Here is an 11,987-nt window from a genome sequence, read left to right as displayed (position 1 = left end):
GCGATGCTCGAGATCGACGGCGTCGTGCGCCGCTTCGGCGGCGGGCGCACGCTGCTGGGCCGGCATAAGCCGGTGGTGCACGCCGTGCGTGGCATCTCGCTGTCGGTCGCGCGGGGCGAGACACTGGGCGTTGTCGGTGAATCGGGCTGCGGCAAGACCACCTTCGCGCGGATGATCGTCGGCCTCGACAGTCCAACCGAGGGGACGATCACCGTGGCCGGCGCCGGCGAGGGCGCCGCCAGGCTCGCCACGGTGCAGTACGTCTTCCAGGACCCGGTGGCCGCGCTCAACCCGCGCAAGCGCATCCGCCAGCCGTTGGCGGTGACCCTCGCCAAACTCGCCGGCATCCACGGCAAGGCGCAGAGGGCACGTCTCGACGCGCTGATGGAAACGGTGAACCTCGACCCCGCCTTCCTGGAGCGCTACCCGCACGAGTTGTCCGGCGGGCAGGCCCAGCGCATCGGCATCGCCCGTGCCCTGGCGGCCGAGCCGCAGCTCCTGGTGCTCGACGAGCCGGTCTCCGCGCTCGACGTCTCGATGCAGGCGCAGGTGCTGGAACTGCTGGCCGACCTGAAGGCGCGGCTGTCGCTCACCTACGTCTTCATCAGCCACGACCTTTCCGTGATCGAGGCGGTGAGCGACCGAGTGGCCATCCTCTACTTCGGCAAGCTCGTCGAAATCGGTCCTGCGCGGGAGGTGTATGCGCGGCCGCAGCACCACTACACCTCGCTGCTCCTCGCCTCGGCACCGGCGCCCGGCCGCGCCCTCGCCCCGCCGGAGGAGGGCGACGGGACCCTCCCCGACCCGTACGACCCGCCGCCGGGCTGCGCCTTCGCCGCCCGCTGCCCGCGCGCCGAAGAGATCTGCCGGCGCGAGGAGCCGCCGCTCACCGCCCCCACCGCCGTCGCCGCGCACCGCAGCGCGTGCCATTTTCCGCTGAACGCGTGAGCAGCCGGCGCGTTGTCTCCTCGGGAGTGCGGTGGAACGATTGTATCGCCTCCGTCGCAGTTCCTGAATAATATGATCAGAACGACAACCCGAGGAGCATCGACATGAACGCATACGGCAAGGCCACCCTCGTCGCGGCGGCACTTCTGTTCACGGCGCCCGCCTTCGCGCAGACCGAGGCGGACTGCGAGGCGGCCGTGCAGCAGACGCAGAACGACGCCGACAACAACGCTGAGCTGCAGACCAATGACGGCCGCGCGGAAGAGCTGGCGACCAACCTCGCCCGCGCCTCCACCGCCGGCATCGACGGTGACTACGAAAAGTGCCTCGAGATGGTGCGCGACGCACGCGGCGCCGCCGGCCTGCGGGTCGACTGACCACCCGCCGCCCATCGGCAGGGACACTCGAAAATGGTCGCAGGGATGCGGCCATTTTTTATGCCGCGTGTCCCATGCTGCAACTCTAGGACGTTTCGTGGGTCTGTAAAAACTCTAAGGCGCTACCCGTCCGCGCTGAAACCACTAGCATGACCTTTGAGCGTCACGACCCGTCGAGAAGGCCCCTGTCCCATGATGAACCGTCCGGTTCGTATCGTCTTTCTCGATCGTGAGACGCTTCCGCCGCAGATCGTCCTGCGCCGGCCCGATTTCCCGCACGAGATCGAGATCCACCAGAGCACCGCCGCCGACGAGATCGCCCCCCGTATCCGCGAGGCGGACGTCGTCATCACCAACAAGGTGCCGGTGCGGGGCGCGGCGCTGGAGGGGGCGGCCAATGTGCGCCTGATCGCGATCGCGGCGACCGGGTACGACGTGGTCGACACCGAGATGTGCCAGGCGCGCGGGATCGTGGTCTCCAACATCCGCGACTATGCGGTCAACACGGTGCCGGAGCATACCTTCGCGCTGATCCTGTCGCTCAAGCGCAGCCTGCCGGCCTACCGCCCCTCGGTCGCGGCGGGCGACTGGCAGAAATCCGGCCAGTTCTGCTACTTCGCCGGCCCGATGAACGATCTCGCGGGCTCCACCATCGGCATCATGGGCGACGGTGCGCTGGGCAAGTCCGTCGCCCGCCTCGCCGAAGCGTTCGGGATGACGGTGCTGTTCGCGGCCTACAAGGGCACCACCACGATGGGTCCGCTCTACACCCCGTTCGAGGAGGTGCTGGAACGCGCCGACGTCATCACCCTGCACTGCCCGCTGCTGCCGTCGACGCGCAACATGATCGGCGCGGCCGAGTTCGCCAGGATGACCCGCCGGCCGATCGTCATCAACACCGCGCGCGGCGGGCTGGTGGACGAGGCGGCTCTGGTGGAGGCGTTGAAGGCGGGCCGGATCGGCGGCGCCGGGTTCGACGTCGTCACCACCGAGCCGCCGCCGGAGGACCACCCCTTCATGCAGATCCTCGACCGGCCCGATTTCATTCTGACGCCGCACGTGGCATGGGGCAGCACCGAGGCGATCCAGACGCTGGCCGATCAGCTGATCGACAACGTCGAGGCCTGGCACCGCGGCACGCCGACGAACCTCGTCGTCTGACCGCCGCCCTCGCCGGACGGCCGGGTCGACAGACGACGTCAACGCATGGAGAGCCGGCGAACGGCTCCCTGGGAGGAGCACCTTGAGGCACACATCGATCCACCGCCGTCAGCCGGACCCCGCCGCGTGAGCATCGAGGGCGAGTACGACTACATCATCGTCGGCGCCGGCACGGCGGGCTGCATCCTCGCCAACCGCCTGACGGCCGACGGCAAGAGCCGCGTCCTCATCCTGGAGGCGGGCGGGAACGACAACTGGATCTGGTTCCACATCCCCGTGGGCTACCTCTTCGCCATCGGCAATCCCCGCTCCGACTGGATGTTCCGCACGGTGGAGGAACCGGGGCTCAACGGGCGCTCGCTCGCCTACCCGCGCGGCAAGGTCATCGGCGGATGCTCGGCGATCAACGCGATGGTGGCGATGCGCGGCCAGAGCGCCGACTACGACGGGTGGCGCCATCTCGGCCTCCCCGGCTGGGGGTGGAGCGACGTGCTGCCGGCCTTCCGCTCCATCGAGGACAGCTTCCTGGGCGACAGCGAGCATCACGGCATCGGCGGCGGCTTCCGCGTGGAGGCGCCGCGCCTCTCCTGGGCGGTGCTGGACCGGATCCGCGACGCCGCGATCGAGATGGGCATCCCCGCGACGCCGGACTTCAACACCGGCGACAACGAGGGCGCGGGCTACTTCCACGTCAACCAGAAGGTCGGCCGGCGCTGGTCGGCCGCTCGGGGTTTCCTCAAGCCGGCATTGAAGCGCCCCAACCTGCGGCTGGAGATGCATGTCGAGGTCGAGGGCCTCGTGCTGGAGGACGGGCGCGCGACGGGCGTCGTCTACCGCAAGGGCGGCGAGCGGATCACGGTGAAGACGAAGGGCGAGGTGATCCTGTCGGCGGGGTCGATCGGCTCGGCGAAGATCCTGCAGCTCTCGGGCATCGGCGACCCGGCGTGGCTGGCCGAGGCGGGCATCGAGTGCAAGCACTACAGCCCCGGAGTCGGTCGCAACCTGCAGGATCACCTGCAGCAGCGCGCGATCTATACGGTGAAGGGCATCAAGACGCTGAACGAGGGCTACAACTCACTCGTCGGCCGTGCGCTGATGGGGCTCGACTACGCGGTGCGCCGGCGCGGACCGCTGACGATGGCGCCCTCGCAGCTCGGCATCTTTACGCGGTCCGACCCGCAGCAGGCGCGGCCCAACATCCAGTTCCACGTGCAGCCGCTCTCGCTCGACAAGTTCGGCGACCCGCTGCACACCTTCCCGGCGATCACGGTGAGCGCCTGCAATCTGCGCCCGACCGCGCGCGGCACGGTGCGCCTTGCTTCGGACGACGTGTCGGCGCCGCCGATGATCTCCCCCGCCTACCTCAGCACCGACGAGGACCGGCGCGTCGCGGCCGACGCGATCCGCGTGACGCGGCGGCTGATGGCGCAACCTTCGCTGAAGGACATCCACCCCGAGGAATACCTCCCCGGCCCGGCGGTGGGGGACGACGAGCAATCGCTCGCCCGCGCGGCGGGCGACATCGGCACGACGATCTTCCACCCCGTCGGCACGGCGAAGATGGGCGACGACGACGATCAGATGGCTGTCCTGGACGCGCGCCTGAAGGTGCGTGGCGTCGCGGGCCTGAGGGTGATCGACGCCTCCATCATGCCCACCATCACCTCGGGCAACACCAACACGCCGACGGCGATGATCGCCGAGCGCGGCGCCGCGCTGGTCCTGGAAGACCGCCTTTGACGGCCGCCCGGCACCGTCGTTGCGGTCCGCGCACCCCGGCACGGCGTTGCCTGCCCTTTGTTCCTCGGTGGGCTCGGAGCGCCTCTCGCGGCGCTGCGGTTCAGCTCTGCGCCATTCCGAGCCCCGGCCGCCATGCGCCCGGAAACGGGTTGCCGGCGACGTAGACGTGCTCGATCGCGTCGAGCTGGCACCAGAGCATGCCGCACTTGAATTCCAGCGCCTGGAGGGCGGCGCGTTGGGTCTCCGGCGTGCGGGCGTGTTCGGTCACGTAGCCGAGGGCAAACTCGGCGTCTCGGGGGGCCTGGTCGAGGCGGTGGCCGAAGTAGCGCAGGACGCTCTCGTCGACGAAATCGTAGTGGCGCAGCATCCCGGAGACACGCTCGGAGATGATCTGCGGCGAAAACAGCTCCGTCAGGGACGAGGCGATCGCCTCCAGCAGCGTACCCTTGGAGACGAACGACACGTAGGCGTCGCAGGCGAAGCGCACGGCGGGGAGTGCGCCCTGCATGCCCTCCACGTAGGCGCGGTCGAGGCCGAGACCGTCCGTCAGGGCGAGCCAGCGGCGCAGGCCCCCTTCCGGCGCGTCGCCGATCTCGCCGTCATGGTCGACGATGCGCTGGCGCCAGATGCGGCGCAGCTCGACATCGTCCATCCGGGCCAGGATCGAGGCGTCCTTCACCGGGATGATGCGCTGGTAGCAGTATCGATTGAGCGCCCAGGCGCGCACCTCGTCGATGGTGCATTGGCCGGAGTGGAGGCGGCGGTGGAAGGGGTGCAGGTTGTGGTAGCGCTCGGCGCCGATGCGGCGGAGCGCGGCGGCCATCTCGTCGGGGGCGAGGATGTTCATAGGGTGAGCTCCATGCCGTCGTGACCGATCTGCCAGCCCGCGGCCTCGGTCTCGGCCCGCTCCGGTCCGTCGCGCCACAACGGGTTGGTGTTGTTGAGGTGGACGAAGACGCGGCGTCCGATACGGGCCGGCGCCCAGGCGGCGACCGACCCCTCCGGCCCCGAGACCGACATGTGCCCCATCCGCCGGCCGGTCTTGGTGCCGACGCCGGCGCGGACCATCTCGTCGTCGACGTAGAGCGTCCCGTCGAACAGGAGCGCGTCGGCGCCGTCGACGCGGGCGCGCAGGCCGGCGTCCACGGCCGCGCAACCGGGAATATAATGCAGTGTCGCGCGCCCGTCGGAGATGGCGACGCCGACCGTCTGCTCGCCGACGAGGTCGGTCGCTACTTCGCCCGATTCCATGAACAGCGGCACCTTTCCGGGCACCGGGTAGACGGTGACCGAGAGGCCGGGCAGCGCCTCGAACGTGGTGTCGAGGTGGATCGGAGTGCGGGGGACGACCGTGGCGGCGAGCGCGTCGAACACCGGGTTGGCGGCGAGGACGCCGAGGATGGCGTCGGTGGCGTAGAGGGTGAAGGGCTGGCCCTCGCGCAAGGTCAGCAATCCGGCGATATGGTCGAGATCGCCGTTGGTCAGGAGGACGGCGGCGATCGGGCTGTTGCGCAGCGCAGTGCCGACCCGCGGCTGAAGCTGCGGCAGGGCGATGATCTGGCTGCGAAGGTCCGGCGAGGCGTTGATCAGGAGCCAGCGCTCGCCGTCGGCGCTGACCGCGAGGGAGGATTGCGTGGCCGCCGGGTGAGGCGGCGCACCGAGCCAGAAGCCGGCGCTGTTGGGGGCGGCGCAGTTCCACTGCGGCAACCCCCCGCCGGCCGCGGCGCCAACGACGAGCGCACGCATCACCCGGCCCCGTTGCGGCGCGTCACGCGGCGGGAGGTCACGCGCGGCGGCACGCAGGAGCGACGCGCACGCCTGCCGTTCCGCGCGGGTTCGCGGGCAGTGACGGCGCGGTGCGAGCCATGGTGCGGCCTCCTCGATACGGCTCGCCAAGGAATAGAGAACGCCACCACGCCTCGGCAAGCCGAATACCATGAGACAATGGTCGCACCGGCGCGCGGACGCCGTCCGGCATGGCGGCGCTTGCAAACAGGCAGTGGTCGCGGCCGGCGCGGCGCTACGCGGTTGGGGGCGCTGGGTGCCTGCGGTAACATACGACCAACGTCGCATTTCAGCGCGTAACCGCACAGGCCGATACTCGACCGACCGCTCGGCGCCGTGACGCCGGGCCCGAATGCGAGATCACGACGACTTCACAAACCGGCAGGGAGAGACGAATGGCAGGCAGCTCGTGGACCGAACGGCACACGCCGCGCCTCAATCGCCCCGCCTTGTCGCCAAAATGAACCAATCAGCGGGCGATCCTGTCGGGCTCGCTGTGACAGGCCCAACCGGTGTCCGCGGTATGACAATAATGCCTTCGCCAGAGCTGACACCCGCCCTCGCCTCGTTCTCCTCGGCCCTCATCGTCGAGGACCACCCCCTGTTTTCCGATGCGCTGGCGATGACGCTCCAGGCCGCCTGCGGCATCACCGTCATCGCCACGGCCGAGCGGCTGAACCAGGCCCTCGCCCTGATCGAGGAGGGTGTGGCCGCCGACGTCATCGTCCTCGATCTCCAGCTTCCCGACATCGAGGGGCTGGAGGGCCTCGCCCGGATGAAGGCGCTGGCGCCGCAGACGCCGATCCTCATCGTCTCCTCCGTGACGGACGCGCGCGTGATCGCCTCGGCGATCCGCATGGGCGCAGTGGGGTACGTCCCCAAACACAGCGCGCGCGACGTCTTCCGCGAGGCGTTCGACACGATCAGCCGGGGCGAGCCCTACTTCCCGGCCGAATCGCTGGAGCTGGCGCAGACCGCGGCGCACAAGGCGGACGGGATCGTCGCCAAGCTCTCGCGCCTGACGCGGCAGCAGGGACGCATCCTCGACCTGATGTGCGAGGGCAAGCTCAACAAGCAGATCGCCTACGACCTGTCGATCGCCGAGACGACGGTGAAGGCGCACGTCACCGCGATCATGCGCAAGCTCGGCGTGCAGAACCGCACGCAGGCGGTTCTCCTGGCTCGCGAGGCGGGGCACCCGCTCCACTTGCATGAAGGGCCAGACAAAGCTTAGGCTTGAACAAAAGATAAAACAGCAAGTCTGAGTGAGGAAACCCCGTGGACGCGGCCATTGGTCCGTCGATCAGGGAACGGACTGTCCGTCGGGCCACCGTCTTTTGTGACGACCCGGCGCCCGTGGCTCGGCTCAAGACCGGGCTGGGGCCAGGACCGTTCGCGCTGATCGCACTGTTCGTCTCGCCCCGAGCCGACTTCGCGCGGGTCGTCGCAGACGCTCGCGCCGCCTTCGAGGCGGCGGAGGTCATCGCCTGCACCACCGCAGGCGAGATCGCCGACGACGGCTATACCGACGGCACCATCGTCGCCGTCGGCTTCCCCAGCGCCAACTTCGCGGCGCGGGTCGTGGTGGTGCCCGACCTGTCGGATTTCTCGCACCCCGCGTTGATCGACCGCGTGACCACCACGCGCGCCGAGCTGGCCCGCGAGCACGCCCGCTTCACCGAGGAATTCGCCTTCCTCATGGTGGACGGGCTGTCGCGCATGGAGGACCAGCTCACCGCGACGCTGGCGATGGGCCTCGGCTCGACGCCGGTGTTCGGCGGATCGGCCGGCGACGGGGCGGACTTCCGCAAGACGCTGGTGTCGGCCGGCGGCCGAACGCTGCGCAACGCCGCGGTGGTGGCGCTGGTGCGCACCTCCTGCCGCGTGAAGGTCTTCAAGACCGACCACCTGCGTCCGACCGAGAAGCGCATGGTGGTCACCGAGGCCGACCCGGAACGCCGCCTGGTGCGCGAAATCAACGCCGAGCCGGCCGCGCGTGAATACGCCCGCATCCTGGGCAAGGATCCCGAGCAGCTCACCACGTTCACCTTCGCCGCGCACCCGGTGGTGGTGCGCATGGGCGGCCAGCACTACGTGCGCGCCATCCAGAAGGTGACCGAGACCGGCGAGCTGATCTTCTTCTGCGCCATCGACCAGGGTCTCGTCCTCACCCTCGCGGACGCCAAGCCCATGGTGGAGCACCTGGCGGGCGAACTCGGCATCCTGGCGGCGGAGGGGCGACCGGACATCATCCTCGCCGCGGACTGCGTGCTGCGTCGCAAGGAGGCGGAGGAGAAACAGCTCGTCGGCGCCATCTCCTCGCTGCTGGCCGAGCACGGCGTCGTCGGCTTCTCGACCTACGGCGAGCAGGTCAACGGACTGCACGTCAACCAGACGCTGACCGGCGTCGCGATCTATCCGCCGGTGCCGACATGATCGAGATGAGCCTCGACCCCGAGGCCCCGCTACAGCAGCGCTACGAGAAGCTGCTCAAGATCACCAGCGCGCTGATGGCGCGAGTGGAACAGTCAACCACCGGCAGCGGTGCGGCCTACGCGCAGTTCGAGCGGTCGGCGCGGCTGGAGAAGGAGGTCCGCGCCCGCACCAGCGACCTCAACAAGGCGCTCGACCTCCTGAACGATTCCAATGCCCGCCTCGCCCAGGCGACCGAGACGGCGCGGCGCGCGCAGAGCGACCTCAACAACGCCATCGAGACGGTGAAAGAGGGCTTCGGCCTGTTCGATTCGGACGACCGGCTGGTGATGTACAACAGCCGCTTCTGCGCCACGATCGCCGACGTGAAGACCCGCCTCGTCAAGGGTCTGTCGTTCGACGGATATGTCGACCTCATCGCCGCCAGCGCGCATCTGGCGCTGCCGCCGGGCGAGACGCCGGCGACCTGGGCCGCCAACCGCCGCGCGCGCCACAAGGACGAGCACGTCAACTTCTCGGTCCGCCTGATGGGCGAGCGGTGGATCCAGGTGAGCGAGCACCGCACCTCGGCCGGCGGCACGGTGATCCTGCAGACCGACGTGTCGGACATCATCCGCATCGAGCGGCGCGAGCGCGAACGGCTGCTCGACGATCAGGCCCGGATCATCCACGCCACGCTGGAGCACATCAGCCAGGGCGTGTGCATCTTCGACGCGAAGGCGCGGCTCGTCGGCTGGAACACGCACGTCAGCGAGCTCTTGGCGGTGCCGATCACGCGGCTGTGGCTGGGGGCGCCGTTCGCGGCGGTCTTCGCCGGAATGCTGGACGGCGCGCCCATCTCCCGCGGCGGCAGCCTGATGCGCCTGCAGGCCTGGATGGCGCACGAGCCGCGCGGCACCGGCACCCAGTTCGACGCGCGCTGCGGTCCGCTGACGCTTTCCGTCTCCGCCCAGCCGATGCCGGACCAGGGCTTCGTCGTCTCCTTCACCGACGTCACCGCCGAGCGCGAGGCGGTGCGCGTCACCACCGAGGCGAACGAGACGCTGGAGCGCCGGGTCGCCGAACGCACGGCCGAGCTGTCCGAGGCGGTCGCCGCCGCGGAGCGGGCCAATGCCACCAAGTCGCGCTTCGTGGCGGCGGCGAGCCACGACCTGTTGCAGCCGCTGTCGGCGGCCAAGCTCTACCTGTCGGCGCTGGAGGCGGACCCGGCGAGCATCAACGTGCGCGACGTCGCCCGCAAGGCGCAAGGGGCGTTGGGCAGCGTGGAGGCGATCCTCGATGCGCTGCTCGAGATGTCGCGCCTCGAATCGGGCGCGACCACGCTGGAGATCGGCAACGTCTCGCTTGCCTCGCTGATGAGCCAGCTCGCCGACGAGTTCGGCCCGCTGGCGGCCCGCAAGGGGCTGGACCTGCGCGTCGTGCCCTCCTCCGGCGTCATCCGCACCGACGCCAAGACGTTCCGGCGTGTGCTGCAGAACCTCATCGCCAACGCGGTGAAATATACCACCTCCGGCCGGGTGCTGATCGGCGCGCGGCGGTGCGGCCCGCTGTGGCGCGTCGAGGTGCACGACACGGGGCCGGGCATCCCCGCCTCGCAGCGGCAGAACGTCTTCAAGGAGTTCCGCCGGCTGAACGCGTCGGCGAGCGCCAGCGAAGGCATGGGGCTCGGCCTCGCCATCGTCGAGCGGGCGTGCAACCTGCTGCGTCATCGGCTGGACCTCGAATCGGTGGAGGGGCGCGGCACGTGCTTTGCCGTCAGCGCCTACGCCGCCGCCCCCGGCGTGCAGCCGGTGGACAAGGCCCGGCGCGACGACGCGGACGAGGAGTCCGACCTCTCCGGCCGCGTCGCCCTCCTCATCGACCCGCAGGCCGCGACGCGCGAGGCGCTGACCGCGCTGATGGAGTGCTGGGGCCTCACCACGCTGGAGGCCGCCTCGGGCGAGGATGCCGAGGCTCTGCTGGAGGAGATCGGCATCGTGCCCGACGCGGTGCTGGTGGCCGCACGGCACGCGGAGGCGCATTCGGCCATCCACGTCATCCGCCGCCTGCGGGCATTGGCGGGACCGGTGCCGGCCTGCCTCATCACCTCCGACCGCTCGCGCCCCAACCAGGACGCGTGCGCGGCCGAAAGCATCGTCTTCATCCCCAAGCCGATCGACCCGGAGGCGATCCTGACCGCGCTCCGGGCCGACATGGTCGAGAAGCTCGAGGTCGCCTGAGCCGCTCAGTAGGTGGCGCGCCCGCCCGACAGGTCGAATACGGCGCCGGTGGTGAAGCTGTTGGCCTCACTGGCGAGCCAGACGATCATCGCCGCCGCCTCGTCGACCTCCAGGAAGCGCCCGCGGGGGATCTTGGAGAGCATGTAGTCGATATGCTCTCGGCTCATCTGGTCGAAGATGCGCGTGCGGGCTGCGGCCGGGGTCACGCAGTTGACCGCGACGTTCACGTCCGCCAGCTCCTTGCCGAGGCTCTTGGTGAAGCCGATCACCCCCGCCTTCGATGCCGAGTAGGCCGAGGCGTTGGGGTTGCCTTCCTTGCCGGCGATCGACGCGATGTTGACGATGCGCCCGTAATTGCGCGCCCGCATCGCCGGTACCACCACCTTGTTGGTGTGGAAGGTGCCGAGGAGGTTGATGGCGCAGATCTTGGCGAACTCGTCGACCGGATAGTCCGCCACGGTGGCGTTGAGCCCGGCGACGCCCGCCGAGTTGACGAGGATGTCCACCTCCGCGAGCGCTGCGACCGTCTCGCGGTGCGCCGCCTCGACCGAGGCGTAGTCCGACACGTCCACCTGCACCGCGATCGCCTTGCCGAGGGTGGCGGCGTGGGTCTCGGCCAGGGTGCGGTCCATGTCCCAAAGGGCGATGGTGGCGCCGGCGGCGGCGAGCTGGGTCGCCACCGCGCCGCCGATCCCCTGGGCACCGCCCGTCACGACCGCGACGCGGCCGGAAAAGTCCATCTGCATGAGCGCTTCCTTTTATGGTTGGCCGCGATATCACCCGCCGCGGCCTCCCGGCACAAGGTCAGCGCGGGCGCTGGTACTTGATGAACGGCGTCAGCTCGCCGATCCGGTCGTAGAGCAGGCGCGCGGTCTCGTTGAAGTGCTGCGTGGTCCAGTAGACGCCCGGCGCCCCGGCCTCGTCCGCCGCGCGGTAGACCGCCTCGATCAGTGCTCGGCCGACGCCGTGACCACGCACGTCCGGGTCGGCATAGAGGTCCTGGAGGTAGGTGATGCGCTCCTCGCGCCATGTGTGGCTGTGGAAGAGGTAGTGGACGAGGCCGGCCGCGCGCCCGTTCACCTCGGCGATGAGGCCGAAGGGCTGCCACGGGTCGTCGCCGAGGATGCGGGCGAACGTCGCCGTGTAGACGGCATCGGTCACGCTGGCCTCGTAGAACACGTGGTAGGCCTTGAAGAGGCGGCGCCACTCGGCCTCGTCGGCCGCGATCACCGGGCGGATCGTCACGCGGGTTGCCATCGTTTCCCCTTAAGCTGCGGCCCGTCGGCGGACCGGCGCAAGGTCTGGGAGAATTGGCGGCGCCGAT

The 11,987-nt window shown here is 69.7% G+C and carries 10 protein-coding genes and 1 pseudogene; 7 read left to right on the top strand and 4 right to left on the bottom strand.

The window, feature by feature from the left end:
- Positions 1–3 precede the first annotated feature (3 nt).
- The 4 genes from MRB58_RS22015 (at position 4) to MRB58_RS22000 (ending at position 4,226) form a co-directional block, all read left to right on the top strand.
- Entirely contained in the window at positions 4–948 is a 945-nt protein-coding gene (locus tag MRB58_RS22015) for an ABC transporter ATP-binding protein (RefSeq protein WP_244782079.1), read from the top strand.
- Between the two features lie 104 nt (positions 949–1,052).
- Entirely contained in the window at positions 1,053–1,325 is a 273-nt protein-coding gene (locus tag MRB58_RS22010) for a hypothetical protein (protein ID WP_244779238.1), read from the top strand.
- A 192-nt stretch (positions 1,326–1,517) separates the two neighbouring features.
- A complete protein-coding gene (locus tag MRB58_RS22005) occupies positions 1,518–2,486 on the top strand; it encodes a D-2-hydroxyacid dehydrogenase (protein ID WP_244779236.1) in 969 nt (322 codons plus the stop codon).
- A gap of 126 nt (positions 2,487–2,612) precedes the next feature.
- Positions 2,613–4,226, top strand: a complete 1,614-nt coding sequence (locus MRB58_RS22000) for a GMC family oxidoreductase (RefSeq protein WP_244779234.1) — start codon at positions 2,613–2,615, stop codon at positions 4,224–4,226.
- Between the two features lie 112 nt (positions 4,227–4,338).
- Here MRB58_RS22000 and pqqC read toward each other — a convergent pair.
- A pseudogene (pqqC, locus tag MRB58_RS21995) lies at positions 4,339–5,073 on the bottom strand (pyrroloquinoline-quinone synthase PqqC); the annotation flags it as partial.
- Positions 5,070–5,972 carry a pyrroloquinoline quinone biosynthesis protein PqqB gene (gene pqqB, locus MRB58_RS21990; RefSeq protein WP_244779231.1) on the bottom strand — a complete coding sequence of 301 codons (903 nt, stop codon included), beginning with the start codon at positions 5,970–5,972 and terminating at the stop codon, positions 5,070–5,072. The gene pqqB and the pseudogene pqqC, both read right to left, overlap by 4 nt.
- 571 nt (positions 5,973–6,543) lie before the next feature.
- Here pqqB and MRB58_RS21985 point away from each other — a divergent pair.
- The 3 genes from MRB58_RS21985 (at position 6,544) to MRB58_RS21975 (ending at position 10,663) form a co-directional block, all read left to right on the top strand.
- Positions 6,544–7,245 (top strand): response regulator transcription factor, encoded by a 702-nt coding sequence (locus MRB58_RS21985; RefSeq protein WP_244779230.1) that lies wholly within the window; start codon positions 6,544–6,546, stop codon positions 7,243–7,245.
- 122 nt (positions 7,246–7,367) lie between these two features.
- The gene (locus MRB58_RS21980) at positions 7,368–8,447 is read left to right on the top strand and encodes an FIST N-terminal domain-containing protein (RefSeq protein ID WP_244779229.1); all 1,080 of its coding nucleotides are present in this window, start codon (positions 7,368–7,370) and stop codon (positions 8,445–8,447) included.
- Complete coding sequence (locus MRB58_RS21975; RefSeq protein ID WP_244779228.1) at positions 8,444–10,663, top strand: PAS-domain containing protein; 2,220 nt, start codon at positions 8,444–8,446, stop codon at positions 10,661–10,663. Before MRB58_RS21980 ends, MRB58_RS21975 begins: the two co-directional genes overlap by 4 nt.
- Positions 10,664–10,668: 5 nt before the next feature.
- On the opposite strand, the gene MRB58_RS21970 is transcribed toward MRB58_RS21975, so the two are convergent.
- Positions 10,669–11,409 carry an SDR family NAD(P)-dependent oxidoreductase gene (locus MRB58_RS21970; protein ID WP_244779226.1) on the bottom strand — a complete coding sequence of 247 codons (741 nt, stop codon included), beginning with the start codon at positions 11,407–11,409 and terminating at the stop codon, positions 10,669–10,671.
- Between the two features lie 58 nt (positions 11,410–11,467).
- Positions 11,468–11,920, bottom strand: coding sequence for a GNAT family N-acetyltransferase (locus MRB58_RS21965; RefSeq protein WP_244779224.1), 453 nt, complete (start codon positions 11,918–11,920; stop codon positions 11,468–11,470).
- Between the last annotated feature and the right edge of the window lie 67 nt (positions 11,921–11,987).

This window comes from Acuticoccus sp. I52.16.1 (genome assembly GCF_022865125.1).
Lineage (GTDB): Bacteria > Pseudomonadota > Alphaproteobacteria > Rhizobiales > Amorphaceae > Acuticoccus.
Note: the sequence above shows the minus strand (reverse complement) of the source record. Positions and strands in the feature narration are given on the sequence as shown.